This is a genomic window from Streptomyces sp. NPDC057654 (assembly GCF_042800135.1).
GTDB lineage: Bacteria > Actinomycetota > Actinomycetes > Streptomycetales > Streptomycetaceae > Streptomyces.
Genome location: NZ_JBHVHQ010000112.1, coordinates 1 through 14,606, shown reverse-complemented (window position 1 = coordinate 14,606; position 14,606 = coordinate 1). Strand labels below are relative to the sequence as shown.

General features: G+C 73.5%; 20 protein-coding genes. 18 read left to right on the top strand and 2 right to left on the bottom strand.

Going from position 1 to position 14,606, the window contains the following annotated elements:
- Nucleotides 1–201: 201 nt before the first annotated feature.
- Nucleotides 202–522 carry a DUF6191 domain-containing protein gene (locus tag ACFU99_RS12110; RefSeq protein WP_384389604.1) on the bottom strand — a complete coding sequence of 107 codons (321 nt, stop codon included), beginning with the start codon at nucleotides 520–522 and terminating at the stop codon, nucleotides 202–204.
- 492 nt (nucleotides 523–1,014) lie between these two features.
- Between ACFU99_RS12110 and ACFU99_RS12105 the strand changes: the two genes are divergently transcribed.
- The 3 genes from ACFU99_RS12105 to ACFU99_RS12095 are packed head-to-tail and all read left to right on the top strand — an operon-like array spanning nucleotide 1,015 to nucleotide 3,729.
- Nucleotides 1,015–1,725: a tRNA-dependent cyclodipeptide synthase gene (locus tag ACFU99_RS12105; RefSeq protein WP_384389601.1), complete on the top strand. Its 711-nt coding sequence runs from the start codon at nucleotides 1,015–1,017 to the stop codon at nucleotides 1,723–1,725.
- A 5-nt stretch (nucleotides 1,726–1,730) separates the two neighbouring features.
- Nucleotides 1,731–2,945, top strand: coding sequence for a cytochrome P450 (locus ACFU99_RS12100; protein WP_384389598.1), 1,215 nt, complete (start codon nucleotides 1,731–1,733; stop codon nucleotides 2,943–2,945).
- 25 nt (nucleotides 2,946–2,970) lie between these two features.
- Nucleotides 2,971–3,729 carry a class I SAM-dependent methyltransferase gene (locus ACFU99_RS12095; RefSeq protein WP_384389595.1) on the top strand — a complete coding sequence of 253 codons (759 nt, stop codon included), beginning with the start codon at nucleotides 2,971–2,973 and terminating at the stop codon, nucleotides 3,727–3,729.
- 73 nt (nucleotides 3,730–3,802) lie between these two features.
- Here ACFU99_RS12095 and ACFU99_RS12090 read toward each other — a convergent pair whose 3' ends face one another.
- A complete protein-coding gene (locus ACFU99_RS12090) occupies nucleotides 3,803–4,186 on the bottom strand; it encodes a hypothetical protein (RefSeq protein WP_384389592.1) in 384 nt (127 codons plus the stop codon).
- 383 nt (nucleotides 4,187–4,569) lie between these two features.
- On the opposite strand from ACFU99_RS12090, the gene ACFU99_RS12085 reads away from it, so the two are divergent.
- The 15 genes from ACFU99_RS12085 to ACFU99_RS12015 all read left to right on the top strand — a co-directional run bounded on the left by ACFU99_RS12085 (nucleotide 4,570) and on the right by ACFU99_RS12015 (nucleotide 14,561).
- Nucleotides 4,570–4,827 (top strand): hypothetical protein, encoded by a 258-nt coding sequence (locus tag ACFU99_RS12085; protein WP_384389589.1) that lies wholly within the window; start codon nucleotides 4,570–4,572, stop codon nucleotides 4,825–4,827.
- 20 nt (nucleotides 4,828–4,847) lie between these two features.
- Nucleotides 4,848–5,414 (top strand): hypothetical protein, encoded by a 567-nt coding sequence (locus ACFU99_RS12080; protein ID WP_384389586.1) that lies wholly within the window; start codon nucleotides 4,848–4,850, stop codon nucleotides 5,412–5,414.
- A 67-nt stretch (nucleotides 5,415–5,481) separates the two neighbouring features.
- On the top strand, nucleotides 5,482–6,606 hold the full coding sequence (locus ACFU99_RS12075; RefSeq protein WP_384389584.1) for a hypothetical protein: 1,125 nt from the start codon (nucleotides 5,482–5,484) through the stop codon (nucleotides 6,604–6,606).
- 29 nt (nucleotides 6,607–6,635) lie between these two features.
- On the top strand, nucleotides 6,636–7,079 hold the full coding sequence (locus ACFU99_RS12070) for a hypothetical protein (RefSeq protein WP_384389581.1): 444 nt from the start codon (nucleotides 6,636–6,638) through the stop codon (nucleotides 7,077–7,079).
- A gap of 40 nt (nucleotides 7,080–7,119) precedes the next feature.
- Nucleotides 7,120–7,899: a hypothetical protein gene (locus ACFU99_RS12065; protein WP_384389578.1), complete on the top strand. Its 780-nt coding sequence runs from the start codon at nucleotides 7,120–7,122 to the stop codon at nucleotides 7,897–7,899.
- Complete coding sequence (locus ACFU99_RS12060) at nucleotides 7,896–8,225, top strand: hypothetical protein (RefSeq protein WP_384389575.1); 330 nt, start codon at nucleotides 7,896–7,898, stop codon at nucleotides 8,223–8,225. Before ACFU99_RS12065 ends, ACFU99_RS12060 begins: the two co-directional genes overlap by 4 nt.
- A gap of 21 nt (nucleotides 8,226–8,246) precedes the next feature.
- Nucleotides 8,247–9,443: a hypothetical protein gene (locus ACFU99_RS12055; protein ID WP_384389573.1), complete on the top strand. Its 1,197-nt coding sequence runs from the start codon at nucleotides 8,247–8,249 to the stop codon at nucleotides 9,441–9,443.
- Nucleotides 9,444–9,550: 107 nt separating this feature from the next.
- The gene (locus ACFU99_RS12050; protein ID WP_384389571.1) at nucleotides 9,551–10,048 is read left to right on the top strand and encodes a hypothetical protein; all 498 of its coding nucleotides are present in this window, start codon (nucleotides 9,551–9,553) and stop codon (nucleotides 10,046–10,048) included.
- A 100-nt stretch (nucleotides 10,049–10,148) separates the two neighbouring features.
- Nucleotides 10,149–10,586, top strand: coding sequence for a hypothetical protein (locus ACFU99_RS12045; protein WP_384389568.1), 438 nt, complete (start codon nucleotides 10,149–10,151; stop codon nucleotides 10,584–10,586).
- Entirely contained in the window at nucleotides 10,583–11,380 is a 798-nt protein-coding gene (locus tag ACFU99_RS12040) for a hypothetical protein (RefSeq protein WP_384389565.1), read from the top strand. Before ACFU99_RS12045 ends, ACFU99_RS12040 begins: the two co-directional genes overlap by 4 nt.
- Entirely contained in the window at nucleotides 11,377–12,246 is an 870-nt protein-coding gene (locus ACFU99_RS12035) for a relaxase/mobilization nuclease (RefSeq protein ID WP_384389562.1), read from the top strand. The genes ACFU99_RS12040 and ACFU99_RS12035 overlap by 4 nt, the downstream gene beginning before the upstream one ends.
- A gap of 13 nt (nucleotides 12,247–12,259) precedes the next feature.
- Complete coding sequence (locus ACFU99_RS12030) at nucleotides 12,260–12,955, top strand: hypothetical protein (protein ID WP_384389560.1); 696 nt, start codon at nucleotides 12,260–12,262, stop codon at nucleotides 12,953–12,955.
- A 20-nt stretch (nucleotides 12,956–12,975) separates the two neighbouring features.
- A complete protein-coding gene (locus tag ACFU99_RS12025; RefSeq protein WP_384389556.1) occupies nucleotides 12,976–13,734 on the top strand; it encodes a hypothetical protein in 759 nt (252 codons plus the stop codon).
- A complete protein-coding gene (locus ACFU99_RS12020) occupies nucleotides 13,731–14,141 on the top strand; it encodes a hypothetical protein (protein WP_384389554.1) in 411 nt (136 codons plus the stop codon). Before ACFU99_RS12025 ends, ACFU99_RS12020 begins: the two co-directional genes overlap by 4 nt.
- A gap of 12 nt (nucleotides 14,142–14,153) precedes the next feature.
- Nucleotides 14,154–14,561 (top strand): hypothetical protein, encoded by a 408-nt coding sequence (locus tag ACFU99_RS12015; protein ID WP_384389551.1) that lies wholly within the window; start codon nucleotides 14,154–14,156, stop codon nucleotides 14,559–14,561.
- The last annotated feature ends 45 nt before the right edge of the window (nucleotides 14,562–14,606 follow it).

Below are 14,606 nucleotides of genomic sequence, written 5' to 3'. Positions count from 1 at the left end.
CCCTCCGTCACGACGACGCGTCCGGCCATCCCCGCACCCAGAGGCACGTCCGTGGCCGCCCGCCACCAGTAGCGCCTCGCGGCACCGGTCGGCGTACTCCTCCCAGCCGCGGGCGCAGGCTTCGCCACGGGAGGCTGACGACCGGGAAGAAGGTCTTCGTCCCGGCCGGACCCAGGGCAGGCCGGGATGATCCGGCCTGCCCTATCGGCTGGCATAAGGCATGCGGATGACCGCTGTTCCTGCCTCCAGGTCCACCAGGGTCCCGTTCGGCGGTGCCCCGTCCTCCTCGTCGTCCCGCAGGATGAGCGCCAACTGCCGCTCCTTCAGCTCGCTCTGCTTACCCGGTGAGAAGCTCGCATGAAGCTGCTCGAAACCGGTAGCCGATATCTGCCCCTGTCTGACGCTGTTGCGCCACGGGAGCAGTCCAGCTCGCCCTACACGCAACAGCAGTTGGTCGGCGAAGGCAACAACAGTCAACAAGATGACCAGTCCGGGCAAGGTCATGAAGACAACGAAAGCCATACCCCATTATCCGGGGCGAGAGACCCACGCACACGCTGTCTTCAGCAACAGTCACGCCCCGTCTGCAAGCTCGCTGCCCCGAGCGCGGCTCGTCCCCGCCCTCGCCCACCCGCTCATCTGCTCGGACGCCGCCGCCCTTCCGGCACCACGTATCCCTCCACCCTGCTCGCCCACGGCTGTCCCGCGCGGCACCGAGTCGACCAACCCGAGCACCAGCGTCTAGGAACCACACATGCAGCACCCCGACTTCGAAGCTGTCCAATCCAGTTGGAGGCTGCATCAGGTTGTGGCTGCGATCGGCGAGGTGAAAGGTCAGATTGTGCGAACTGTTCCGTAGTCGGTCAACTCAATCTTGCACTTTCGGGCGGGCGCGCTGCCGGCGGGCTGTTCAACGCGTTCACGGGACGGCCCGCCCGAAGGGGTCCCGGGGAGTCGGCTTTCACCGTGGACTGGGACGTAGCACGAGGTATCCGTCCGAGTCGTGGGAGAGTCATGAGCTTTTACCTGGATTGCTATACGGAGCGGTGCCGGCGGATCGCTGACACCGCCGAACACGCTCTGATCGGGGTGAGCCCGTTCAACGGCCACTACAAACCCAAGGTCGTCGAGGCGCTCGTGGAGGGCGCGCTGGAGTCCTTCGAGAAGGTGGACGTCCTCACCCCCGGTTACGAGGCCGCCTACACCCTTACGGCCGGAGGCATGACACCGCCCGAGGCCGCGCACCGGGTGCGCAAGGCGACCAAACAGCTCCTCAACCCCGCCCGCCGCGCCCTGTTACGCGCCGGCGTCACCGAACCCGACCGCCACCTGCACACCTGGACCCAGCTGGCGAACCGGCCTGCCTATACCCGGCTGCGCCACCAGGTGCGTAAGGCGTACGAGACGGACCCGGCGGTACGGACCGCGTGCCGGGCGGTGACGCGGGACGCGGTGGCCGCCGTGTCCGAGGGCGAGCCGGACGAGCAGCAGATCGACATCGGGGTCGACTACCCGATGGCGGAGATGCCGCTGTTCATCGACACGCCGTCGGTCTTCGGCGTGGACTCGTCGGTGTTCGTCTACCACCGGCGCATCCAGATCGCCGAAGTGCTGCTGTCCGGGGCGCCCCACGACCTGGAACTGGCGCCGGGGCAGGGCTTCGCCGTCGCCACACCCCTGGCCGCGCCCGCGCCGAACGCGCACGCTTCTTCGAGGGAGAGCTGATCGTGGTGCAATCGCCGACATCCAAGGGCGCACCGAAACTTCCCCTGCGTTACCCCTTCGAGCCCGGCCCGCTGGGCACCCCGCCGCCGGTACTGCGCTGGGCCCGCCGGCACCGGCCGGTCTGTCCCGTCATCCTGCCCAGCGGCACCGAGGCGTGGATGATCACGCGCAAGAACGACATCGCGAAGGTCCTCGCCGACCGCCGCTTCTCCCGCGCCCTGGCCTTCGACGGCGCCCCGCGCATCGCCGGCGACGACTTCACCTCGGTGCCGGGCAGCATCTTCAACATCGACCCGCCCGACCACACCCGGGTGCGCGGCATCATCGCGCCCTACTACACCCGCTCCGGAGCCGAACGCCACCGCGGTCCCGTCGAAGCCCGCACCAAGACGCTCCTGGACCAAATGGCGACCGGCCCCAACCCCGCAGACCTGGTCGAGACCTTCGCCGGGCCGCTGCCGCCACTGGCCGCCTGCGACAGCCTCAAGGTCCCCGACCGCCACCGCGATGCCTTCCTGCACAACTTCAAGCTCCAGACCAACCTGGCGGTCTCACCCGAGATAGTGGCCCAGGCCACCGAGCAGATCAGCACCTTCACCCGCGACGTCATCACCACCCGCCGCACCGACAACGACCGCGACGACCCCATCGGCGCCCTGCTCACCGCCCACGAGCAGGACCTCATCAGCGACGACGAACTCCACGGCACGGCCAGCTACCTGTTCGTCACCGGCGTCGAATCACTCGTCTCCCCCCTGCTCACCGGCCCCCTCACCCTCCTGCTGCACCCGCGGCAACTGCGCCAGTGCCAGCAGGACACCGGCCTGTGGCCCAAAGCCGTCGAGGAGGTGCTGCGCTACCACCACAACGGCGTCCTGGGCCTGCCCCGCATCGCCCTTGAAGACGTCGATCTGCACGGCACCCTCATCCGCGAGGGCGACGCGGTGTGCGCGACCATGCTCGGGGCCACCTGGGACGAGCGCCACTACGCCAACCCGGCCGAGTTCGACATCCACCGCACCACCGACGGCACCGCCACCTTCGGCGCCGGCCCGCACTTCTGCATCGGCGCCCCCATGGCCCGCATGTTCCTGGCCATCACCTACCGGGCCCTGTTCGAACGCTTCCCCACCCTCCAGCTCGCCGTCGCCACCGGCGACATCCCCTGGGAGAAGGAGCTCATCTTCACCCGGCCCTCCAGCCTCCCCGTCACCTGGTGAACCCACACGTCAGGAGCACAAACCCATGGGCAAAGAATTCGACGAACTCGCCGAAGCCTACGAACGCAGCTGGACCGACATGCCCTTCCGCCGGCACATCGAGGCCCACACCTTCCTGAGCGTCCTCGGCGACCTCACCGGCAAAACCGTCCTCGACCTCGGCTGCGGCAGCGGCCTCTACACCCGCAAACTCCGCGAACACGGCGCCGCAACGGTCACCGGCATCGACAACTCCACCGGCATGATCGACTTCGCCCGCCGCCGCGAACAGCACGAACGCCTCGGCATCCACTACCTGCCCCGCGACGCCACCCAACCCCCCGACACCGGCGACCAGGAACTCGACGGCCGCTTCGACCTCGTCGCCTCCGTCTACGTCCTGTGCTACGCCCCCACCCGCGACGACCTCGCCGGCTTCTGCCACACCGCCCGCAACGCCCTGCGCCCCGAGGGCGGCCGATTCGTCTTCGCCACCCTCAACCCCGACGTGGCCACCACCCCCGGCTGGTACGCCAAATACGGCATGGACTTCACCGCGAACCCCGCCGCACACGATGGCCAAGTCACCCCCATGCGCGCCTGGATCCCCGGCCAGGAATTCACCCTCGAACCCTTCCGCTGGTCCTTCGAGACCTACGAACAGGTCCTCAACGACGCCGGCTTCCCCCACATCACCTGGACCAGCCCGGACGTCTCGGCCCAAGGCACGGACATCTACGGCGCCGAACACTGGGACGCCTACCTCAAGACCCCCCACGCCCTGGTCGCGGACTGCTCGACCTGAACCACGACCGGTTACGCGAAGAACCGGACAGATGAAGAGACCGCAGGCTTCGCCGCGAGAGGCTGATCCGATATCAGCCCCGCCGCCGGAACACTCGGCAACAGGCTGCTGGCGACGTATGGAAACCCATACCCGGCGGCCCCGGCGAAGCCTGCCCCACCACCACCCACGCCCCGCCCACAGCCCCCTGCCGTCCCTCGAAACAAAGCGCCGCCCACGCCGCCATCGTCCCGGCGGCAAAGCAGTCCGGCGCGTGCGAGACACCCCTGCCCTCCTTCGAAGCCCAGAACAGCCAGAACGGCTGCGAGGAGATCCCCACCACGGCCGGGTCGAAGTCCAGCAGCATCACATGACCGCGCTCCAGCCAGGACTCGTACCCGATGTGCCCGCCCAGCATCGACGACCACCACAGCCCCGGCAGATGCCGCTGCCCCTTGTGCAACTTGAACGTACGCACCGACGCCGCACCGTCGAACCGCACTGCCCACACATCCGCCAGCGGACACCGAAACTCCAACCCGCCTGCGCCATGCACCCGACCTCGAACCCCACCCGCGGCGGCCCCGATACACCGCCGGGCATCACCCCTAACGCACTGACCACGCCCTGCTAACTCCACCCCTCGACGCAAGGTAACCCTGACCTACGCAAGATCAAATGCAGAGTAAGGCTGGAATACGCAGAGTTCGGCACCACAGGACACGAGCAGTACGACAACGCCGGCCGGACCTCCAAACAGATCGCCGCCGCGCACTTCGGTATCGCCGCTGGCGACGACCTGCTGCGCTGGGCCCGTCGCAACGCCGCCGCCCGGACACCGCCCAGCCCGCACTGGCCGCGGTGAGCGACCTCCTCGTGGCCATCGCGCAGGGGGGCGACCGCCTGCGGCACGCGGAACTCGGGACCCCGCCCCGCATGCTGAGCGACGCGGCCAGCTGCAGCCTGTCCGTGCTCGCCCTCGCCGACCAGGCCGACCTCGCCGTCCTGCGCGCCGCATACGACCCCGCCCCCGCGCCACCCCCGGCCCCGAAGGCAGCACCGCGCCTGCCCCCGAAGCCGCCCGGCCCGCCGCCCGCCGGGCCGGCCCCCGGCCGCTAACGCCCTCTCCCGGAGGCTTCATGTCGACCCGTTCCTTCCTCGCCCGCCCCACCCCGACCGGATACACCGGCATCTACGTCCACCTGGACGGCGCGCCCGCCGCGAAGCTGCCGCTGCTGCTGGCCGCCTTCCAGTACCGCTTCGGCCGGGACCTGGAGGCGATGACGGGGCACCTCGTGGACGACGTCGCCGTCGGCTGGGAGGAGCTGGGCAGCGATCTCCTCGACCAGGCGCCGCCCCCGATCGTCGCCGCCCTCACCGGCGGGGACCGGTGGTCCAGCCGCACCCTGGACGGCCTGATCACCCCGGACGGCTCCCCGCCGGTCCGCATGACGGTCACCGAGAGGACCGCCGCCGAACAGGACCTGGCGTGGGGCTATGTCCTGCGCCCGCACGGCATCGAGGTGATCGCCGTCCAGCACGCCGCCTCCGGCCCCGTCGTGCGCTGGGACGCCGACCCCCGCACCGACTTCCGCAACCCCGCCGCCTGGCCTCTCGCATCACCGGCTCGCCCCGCCCCCGGGCCGCCCAGCGCCACGCCCGCCCCCGCGGCCCCGTCCGCCGCCCGCACCAGTGTCGGCCGCTGACCGCGTCCCCAGGACCGCGCTGCCGCCCCTGGCCCTTTCTCCGTCTTCCCGTCGAAGGAACCGCTCCGTGAACTACCTCTCGCTCGCCCTGCTCGACGCCGGCCTGGCAGGTCCCGCCGGCCCCGCCTCCTCCAAGCCCGCGCCCGAGCCCGATGCGGGCTCCGAGGTCACCCTGTTCACCAGCGCCCGTGACGGCATCGTCGCCCTCACCAACGGCGACAACTGGCGCTGGGCGCACACCGCGTTGGACGCCGCCGGATTCGAGAAGGCCGACGACGGCGTCCACGCCGTCCCGCTGGGCGATGCCGACCGCACCCGCGAGGTCCTGCTCACCCTCGGCGTGGTCGCCCAGATCACCGGGGCCACCATCGTCCCCAGCGGTGAGACCTACATCGGTGACTTCGCCCGCGACCTGGCCGAACACCTCCCCGGCCAGTGGAACGCAAGGGTCGAGAACTACTCGATGCGCCTCTGGCAGGGGGACCTGGCCGACTGCATGTGGAGCGAAGGCCCCCTCGCCGCCGCACTCGACCAGCGCCAGGTGCGGTGGGCGGCCGTGCTGCGGCGCGAGGACGGGACCGAGCTCGCCGTCATCCGCGATGCCCAGCACGACCTCTACCACGTCGGCGCGCTCCACCCCCGCACCCTCCCGCCCGACGGACTCGTCCCCCCGCCCCCGGGAGTGAGCGTGCCGCCGGCGCCGGAGGCGGCCGCCCGGCACATCAGCTCCCAGCTGCTGCCCGCCTACGCCCGCGCCGTGCTCCACTGCCAGGTCAACTCCCTGGAGGAAGACCTGGACTGGGCCCGCCCGGCACACGCGCCGGCCCCGGCCCCCGAGCCGCCGACGGCGGAACTGCGCGATGCCTTCGACCGGTTCACCACGACGGCGCCGCACGTCACCGCCGCGGTACGGGACCTGGCCACGCTCACCGCGCAGCAGACCGCCTTCCTCCAACGGGTCGACGCCCTCATCGCCGCGCCCTCCCCGGCCGCCGGCGCACCGGCCGCGGCCGCTCCCGCCGAGCCGATCGCCTGGTGGCTCGGCGAAGGCGGCCAGGGTCTCATCGACCTGGCCCGCCACACCGTCCCCGGCACCGAACCGCCCGCCCCTAAACCGTCCGCCCCCCAGTGCGCCTCCACGCGGGCGCTGCCGCCCGCCCCGGCCCGCGGCGCTCCCGGCCCGCGCCGCTGACCGCAGCCCCCCAAGGAGCTTGTTCCTCGTTGGATCCTGACGCCCACTTCGTCCTCGGCACCCACCCCCAGCACGGCTACGTCGCCGCCCTCACCGCCCGCGTCACCGCGCACCTCGGCGACTGGTACCTCACCCGGCTGACGTTCACCTCCGTCCCCGACCGGCCGGGCCTGTACCGGCTCACCGATCCCGAACTCGACGGCCCGCGCCGCCTCCGCCAGGCCGCCCAGGCCCTGCGCGCGCACGGCTACGCCGTCCACGTCGACGCCGACATCGCCGCCGCACCGGCCGCCGCCTCCCGCCCGCCGCGGCCGAACCGGCTCGCCGACCGCCTCAGCCGCACCGCCCAGGCCGCCGCCGGCCGCTCCCCCCAGCGCGGCGCGGCACCGGCCACCACACCGCCCGCCCACCTGCCCCTCCCGCCGAAGCCCGGCTACGCGCCCACCGTCCACCGCGGCGGACGCAGCCGGTGAGCCGCGGACCGATTCGCCCCTTGTTGCCCCAGGACCACTCTTGCCCCAGCGCTCCCTCGACCTCATCTACCGCACCGAGCACGGCTGGACCGTCGCCGGACCGTACGACACCGCCGTCAGCGAGCTCCTGACGGAATGCGGCCTGGTCTATGACGACAGCCTGCAGACCCACCGCGTCCCCCGGGAACGCGTCACCCCCGGGTTCTTCGTCCTGGCCACCACGCAGCTGCGGCGCCACGGCGTGGAATGCGCCATCGGTCCGGGCCCGCTGTCCCTGCCGGTCGCCGTCCCCGGCGCCACCCCGCAGCGGCATCCCGGCTCCCCGCTGGCCGAAGAACTCGCCCGAGCCGCCATCGACGTCGACCACCTGCGCTCCCGGACATCGTGGCCGCCGGAGGGGCCCAGCGGCCTCGGACTGCTCCTCAGCCAGCGCTATGACGCCGACCTCGTCAACACCCTGCTGCTGAACCGATTCGCCCAGCAGCCGCCGCACTCCGCCTCCGCCACACCGCAGAACGCCTACTACACCGCCCACCTCGCGCAGGCCGCCGCCCACACCGCACGCGCGGTCAGCCGCCTCACCGATGCCCTGGCCGCCCTGGCCACCGCCCGGCTCGGCGGCCCCCACCAGCACGCCCACCTGTTCAACAGCCGCCGCCACCACGCCGCCGCACTCGGCAGCCTCGACCAGGCCAAGACCACCCTCACCGACGCCGCCACCCACCTGGCCGCAGCCAACCCCGCCCGCTCCGCCTCCCCCGCTGCCGCCCCCGCGCGCCCCGCCGCCCCCGAAGGCCCGCGCAGGCCGCCCCGGCCATGAACGACACCCCCATCCGCATCACCCGAGGGCCCGGCGGCGAGGTCGAGGCGGAAGGCCCCATCGACGCCTTCGCCGCGAGCATCCTGGAGCGGGCCGGGTTCCTCGCCCTGCCCGCCCTGTACGGGACCTGGTTCCGCCTGCCGTTCGACCGCGGCCGGCAGTGGGAGAACGAGCACGCCGCCTTCGCGGCCCGAATGCTCGCCGCCGCCCGCTACCCCATCGCCCTCGACGCCGGCCTCCTGCCCAACACGCCGCCCGCTGCCGGCACGCATCCGAACAGCCCGCCGCGCCCACCGCGGCAACCGCGGCCCGCCCCCCGCCGCTGAGCCTCACCCCCGGAGCCCGCCATGCCCGAAGAACCCCCCGCCCCCGCGTCACCCGAGCTCGTCCAGATCCTGCGCGACTGGTACGTGCGCTATTCGACCCTCCACCGCCGCCATGAGGACGCCCTCGACCAACTGCGCGGCCCGCACGGCCAGATCACCGACCCCTGCGCCGCCCGGCAGTCCGTGACCGAACGCAACCAGGCCGCGGTCCGGGCCTTCGCCGACCACCTGTTGCCGCACGCCGACGCCGCCACCGGACAGGCCCGCACGGCGCTGGCCGGCATGCCACCCGCCCGCCACCACACCGGCTGGCAGGCCCTGCTCGACGACCTGGACCACGCCACCGGGCGCATCCGCCAATCGCTCGCCCAGCCGGACCCCGGCCCAGACGACGCCCCGGTCCCGGCCGGGCGCGACGCAGAGCTGTGGCCCTACCTGACGACCTGGGCCGAGCGCGCCCACCTCGTGGAGGCCCTGGTCGAGCAGCACCGCGCGCCCGACACGTCCGGCCACCTGAGCGAGGCCGAGCAGCATGAATGGACCGCCCGGGTCCAGACCGCCCGGGCGCGCGGCGAACTCGACGTCTTCGAATCGTGGTACGACGCCACCGGCCAACTGATCACCCTGGCCTACCTCGACGACGAGGACGCCCCCGTGGTCGCGCTGACGGGCGACCCCGACAGCCCGCAGATGCGTGTCTTCGCCCGCTGCGCCGACGACCTCGCCGCCGCGCGCGCGTGCCCGCCCCCGGTGCCGGCCGGGGTGCTGCGCTCCGGCGTCGGCCACTTCGACGAGCGGCCCCATGCTCCGGAAGTCTCCCTGCAAGAGCTCACCCAGGACGTGATCACCGCCCAGCACACCGGCACCGTCTCCGAAGCCCTGCTGACCGCGACCGACGCCTTCGTCTCCTCCCAAGGTCCGCTGCCGCGCGTGGACGAATTCGTGGCGGCCTGCGCGGACTTCACCGCCGCCGTCGAGACCCGGCAAGGCCAGCAGGCCGCCGCCCGGCTGCGGATGCTCTCCACCCAGTTCGGCCTCCTCGTCGGCGAACTGCGCGGCGTCGCGGAAGACATGTCCGCCCTCGTCACCGTCCTGCCGCCGCACCGCACCCCCCGCCCCCGGCACCTGCCCAGCACGCCGCCCGGCCCCGCGCTCAGCACCCGGCCCCCGGCCGCCACACCCCCCGCCCCCGCGCCGACAGCCGGTCACCGCCGATAGACGCCGCCCGTCCGACCACATGCCCGGCGCATCGGCGCGCCGACCTGCCGCGTGCCACGCCCGCACGCCCCGACCCAGTCCCTCGTCTGCAAGGAGTCCCGTCCTCTATGGCCGTCCGCACCCAGTGGAATATCGAGCATCCGTGTGGTCATGCGATCGTGCATGACCTGTCCGACCGTCCCGCCGACCGCCGCTCCGGCTTCGCCCGCTGGCTCGCGGGCCGGGACTGCACCGATTGCTGGAAGGCGGCGCGCGACGCCGACACCCCGTCCAAGGAGGAATGGCTGGCCGCCAAGCGCGCCCAGGAGCAGGCGGCCGCCGCCGAGTGGTCCGCCCGGTTCGACATGCCGGCACTGGAAGGCCCGGAGCGGGCCCTGGAGTGGGGCGAGCGGTCCCGCCACCAGCTGATGACCGCCGCGCACACCACGCTGGTTGCCGAGGGCGGCTGGGACGAGGCGGACTGGGCGGAACTGGAGGAGAAGGCGCGCGCGATCGGCCGGGCCGGCTGGTGGATCGACCAGCGCGAGGCGGACGGGGCAGATCTGCCCGAACTCCTGGACGCCGCCGGGGAGTCGGACCGCGGCACGGAGAACCCGTTCCACTGAAGCGGCCGGACCGTAGCCGCAGGCCGCCGGTTACCCAAACCGGCGCTCCTGCGGACCCTTGAACCTCCCGCCCTTTGCCGCTTTGTGTGGAAGGACCTGCATGACCCAGCCGTCCCGGACACCTCCGACACCCCCGGTCTTCGCGCCGGCGCCCGACCCGCTCACCCCCGAACGGGACATCACCCACCAGCACTTCCAGCCCGGCGACCACGTCGTGATCCTCAAGGGCGTCGCCGGCGGCGAGTTGTGGGGGGATGCGGTGCGTATCGTCGCGCCGTCCTGGCACACCCCGACCGACGAGGACGGCTGGCGCGTGCGGGATGCCACCGGCGGCGCCCAGACTTACCTCACCGCGCACCCCCGCTACCTCGTGCATCTCTCGCGCCACTGCCCGGACTGCCTGATCCACCTGCGCGCCCTGGAGGACCACCTCCTGCCGCGGTACGCCGGGCACCAGGCGCAGCTCGACTGCGGCTGGTACACCACCACCGCCCTCGGCCAGCTGGTGCACGCAGCCGAAGCCCGGGGCGGCCGGTGACCCGCCCCGCCCGCCGCCCCGGCCGCGCCCCCGCCCTCCTCACCGCGACGGCCCGCGCCGCCGCCCATCCGGCCGACGCTTCCTGGCCGGCCCGCCTGGCGGAGGACCTGCGCGAACTCGGGGCCGACTGGAGGGAATCGGCGCAGGTGTGCGCGGAGGCCGCCTGGTCGGCACGTTCCGCCGGGCACAGCGTCCTGGGCCTGCTGAGCCCCCAGCAGGTCACCGCCGCCGGCCCCGATCCGGTCACCGTCCGTACGTACCGGCATCTGTACCTGAGCGCCCTGCGGTTCGACTTCCGCTGTCCCGCCCTCCAAGCCTTCGTCGAACAGCTCCCGGACCCCGCGCTGCGGTCACTGGACTGCTACAGCCGCGCCCTGTACGCCTTCGCGCTGCTGGGCCAGTCCCGCCCCGAGGGCCTGCCCCTCATGGACGAGGTCCTCGCGGAGGCCGGGGATCACGCCAAGACCCTGCACGTCCTGCTGCACTGCCTGTGGCTCGGCCCGGACCTGGACCAGGGCGCGGAGCGGCTCCTGGCCCTCAGCGCCCACCCGGCCTTCAACACCGGTGCGGGCACCGGCGCCGATCCGATCGTGCTCTTCCGCGTGGCCGGCGCCCTGCGCCGGCTCCGCCGGTACGACGAGGGGCTCGCCGCCATCGACCGGGCCCTGGACCTTCTGCCGCCGGGCGACCTCGCGGTCCACGCCGATCTGGTGCGCGAGCGCTCCCTGATCCTGGCCGCCCGTGACCTCCACCCGCACCCGCCCACCCCTGCCACCGCAGGCACACCCGCGTGATCCCCCGCGTCAACGAGCACACCCACCTGCCCTACGACCCGCTCGCCGAGGCCCTGGGACACTCGGTGCCCCTCGTGGGCGGGCTGAACGAGCACGCGGTGGTCGCCTACTGGCCGCATCTGGACGCCTACACCCTGGACGACGAGCAGGCCGCCTGGACCGCCACCCAGTGGGCCGAGCACCTCGAAGACCCACTGCTGGAGAACCCGTTCGCCGCCAGCCCCCAGGGCGACCGGCGGGCCGTCTTCCACCTCGATGCGCGGCTGCACCCCGCCGACCGGGACCTGGCCGCCGCGGAGTGGGCCGAGATCGCCCACCGCCTCGCCCGCGCCGCCGGCATCGAGAGGCCCGGCGACGAGCACGGCTGCCGCTGGATCGCCGTCCAGGGCAAACCCGGGCGCCTCGACCTGATCGCCAACCTCATCCGCCTCGACGGCACCTGGCAGCGCCGGCCCGCCGACCTCCTGAACCGGCTGGCGGACGAGGCCCGCCGCATCGAAGCGGGCCTGCGCCTCATCCCCGTACCGACAGCCACCCCCCAGCAGAACAACAGCCGGGCCGTGCCGAGCGCATCGGCGCAGTTCGCCACGGTTCTCGCTCAGTTGGCCGACGAACAGAGCGGGCCACTGGCCACGGTGCGCGGCCTCGTCGAACACACAGCCCACCAACTGGCCCGCCAGCGTGATGCCACCGGGCCCGACGCCGCACTGCGTCTGGAGCGGATCGCCCGCCGCCTCCACAGTGTCCAGCAGGACCTCGACGCCACCGCCACCCGTCTGAACACCCCGCCCCCGCCCCTGCCCCTGTCGCGCGCCGCCGTCCCCCGGCCGCCGGCGGCCCGGGCCGGTGCGCGCCGCTCACGCTAGGAGAACCGCCTCTTTGCCCCCTGCCGACCGCTTCGTGGCCGTGTGCCGCGATCCGTACTCCGAGGAGGTGCTGGCCCGCGGCGATCGATCCGCGTACGGCATCCTCCAGCGGGCCGGGTTCGTGCCCGTCGTCCGCGTCCACGAGACCTACCACCGCGCCCCGGCGAACCTCACCCCCGGCGAGGAAGACCGCCTCGCCACCGGCGCCGTGGCCCGTCTGCGCTCCGCCGGGTATCGCGTCGTCTGCGACCAGGACTTCGACACCGACGCGCGCCCGACCAGCTACCCGCCGCCGGGCGCCGTCGTCGCCTCCCTCGCCGAGCGCCTGCGAGCGGCCGCCACCACCGATGAGGCCGCCGAGGCGCTTACCGAGGTGACCGCCGCCCACGACGGCGTCCTCGCCGCCCTCGGCGACGTCCTGGCCGCCACCGCCGCATTCCACGAGGGCCTCGGGGGCCCGGCCGACCCGCACCTCGCCCGGCGCCTGCGCTACCTCGCCGCCGAATACCTGCACCTCATCCACGCCGACCTGGGCGACGTACGCGATGCCCTCGCCGACCGGCACACCGCGCACCCCGGGCGCAGCACCTGCACCGAACAGGTCCGCGCCACCGAACGCGAGCGCTCCGCGGTATGCGCCTGCCCGCCCCCGCCGCGCACCACCCCGGCCCCGCCCCCGCCGCCGGTGACCGCCGCGCTGCGCCGCTGAACTCCACTTCTTAGGACACCATGCACGACCACGAAAACTCCGAGCGCCTCGCCTCGTACGCCGACGTCCTCGGCGGTGAACTGCCCGGCTCCTGGACCAGCTCCCACCACCCGCCCCCGGACCGGGACGCTCTCGCCGACCTGGCCGACCGGGTCTGGGACCTGGACCTGGTCGCCGCGTTCCTCGCCGAGCAGCCGCTGCGGGAGGCGGCCGTCCTCAGCCGCCCGGACGGCGCGCAGTTCGCCGTCCTGGACCGGCACGACAACCACGGCGGCTTCCTCATCGCCGCCCTCGCCCTGCCCGACCTCCCCGACGAGGCATACCGCGACGTCCCCGAGCCCAACGGCATCGCCCTCACCGACGACCCCTTCCGCAGTGCCGAGCGGGTCGCCGACGACCTGCTCGCCCGCTACGACACCGCCCTCGCCCAGGCCCGCCACAACGCCGCGGCCGGCGTGGAGCCGTCCCAGCCGGAGCGGGTGGTGCTGACCTGGCAGCAGGACGGCGCGCTCGCCGCCGCCCCCGTCGGCGAGACGGCCACCGCCATCCTGGTGGCCGCCGGCTTCGTCCAGGACCCACAGACCGGCATCTGCCGCCTCGGCGGTGACGACAGCGCGGCGCAGGCCGGCGCCGTACGCGAGGCGGGCCGCCGACTCGACGCGCACGGCATCACCACCGCACTCCAGCACCCCTCCGGCCGGACCACGCCCACCACCCAGCCGGCCGCCGCACCGCCCGCCCCGACCGCCCCCCGCTCCCCGGCCGCCCGCACCCGGTGAAGGAGCCCGACTGCGCGGCGCGGGGCTACGTCACCATCGCCCCGGGCGGCGAGCGCGATGCAGCGCTGCGCTACCTCGCCCGTCTCGCCGAGCGGGCCTCCCGGGCGGAGAGCGGCGCTCAGATCGCCGAGGTGCTCACCGAGCTCGCCGGACCGGATCAGGGCGTGCTGCCGCTGGTCCACGAGGTTCTCGCCGGGGTTCAGGTCGCCTGGTCCCACCGCCTGGACGCCCCCGGCGCGGACTCGGAGCCGGTCAACCGGCTCGGGACCACGGCGGAGGCGCTGGCCCGCGCCGCCGACCGGCTCCTCCGCGCCCGCAACTACGCCGCCCGTACCCCGCAGCGCTCCACAGCCCCCGCACCGCCGCCCGGACCCGCGCAGCCGCCCCCTTCCGCCCGCCGCCGCTGAACGGGAGCCCCCATGGCCAATGCGGCCGACGAGAACGGCACCGACGTCGAGATCTACGTCAAGGCCCTGACGAGCACCATCCACGCCGACACCCCCACCGGCGCCCCCGCACACCTCCACGACCTGCTCGATGAACTCGGCCTGGAACGCCACGCATACCCCCGAGGACGCGCCCCTCTACGTGTGGCACGTGGTGCCCGAACACCTCGGCGCCGACGAGCAGAAGCGCCTGGCGACGCGCGCCATCCCGCCCTCCTGACCGCCGGATACCAGGTCAACTGCACCCCCGACGTCTTCGACGAGGCGGTCTACCGCCAGGCCGTCCGCGAGCTCCGCGCCGCCAGGACCCGCCCTGCGGACCAGCGCCCGGCACCGCCGGCCGCCGCCACCGGCCCCGCACCGTCCCGCCCCATCCCGTAGCCCGCGCCGGGGGGGCCCCGCCCCCCCCCGGCCCCCCCCCCCCCC

What these genes read in the sequence shown, in the direction of transcription:
- ACFU99_RS12110 (WP_384389604.1), bottom strand. Translation starts at nt 522, where the DNA reads ATGGCTTTCGTTGTCTTCATGACCTTGCCCGGACTGGTCATCTTGTTG.
- ACFU99_RS12105 (WP_384389601.1), top strand. Translation starts at nt 1,015, where the DNA reads ATGAGCTTTTACCTGGATTGCTATACGGAGCGGTGCCGGCGGATCGCT.
- ACFU99_RS12095 (WP_384389595.1), top strand. Translation starts at nt 2,971, where the DNA reads ATGGGCAAAGAATTCGACGAACTCGCCGAAGCCTACGAACGCAGCTGG.
- ACFU99_RS12080 (WP_384389586.1), top strand. Translation starts at nt 4,848, where the DNA reads ATGTCGACCCGTTCCTTCCTCGCCCGCCCCACCCCGACCGGATACACC.
- ACFU99_RS12060 (WP_384389575.1), top strand. Translation starts at nt 7,896, where the DNA reads ATGAACGACACCCCCATCCGCATCACCCGAGGGCCCGGCGGCGAGGTC.
- ACFU99_RS12055 (WP_384389573.1), top strand. Translation starts at nt 8,247, where the DNA reads ATGCCCGAAGAACCCCCCGCCCCCGCGTCACCCGAGCTCGTCCAGATC.
- ACFU99_RS12050 (WP_384389571.1), top strand. Translation starts at nt 9,551, where the DNA reads ATGGCCGTCCGCACCCAGTGGAATATCGAGCATCCGTGTGGTCATGCG.
- ACFU99_RS12045 (WP_384389568.1), top strand. Translation starts at nt 10,149, where the DNA reads ATGACCCAGCCGTCCCGGACACCTCCGACACCCCCGGTCTTCGCGCCG.
- ACFU99_RS12025 (WP_384389556.1), top strand. Translation starts at nt 12,976, where the DNA reads ATGCACGACCACGAAAACTCCGAGCGCCTCGCCTCGTACGCCGACGTC.
- ACFU99_RS12015 (WP_384389551.1), top strand. Translation starts at nt 14,154, where the DNA reads ATGGCCAATGCGGCCGACGAGAACGGCACCGACGTCGAGATCTACGTC.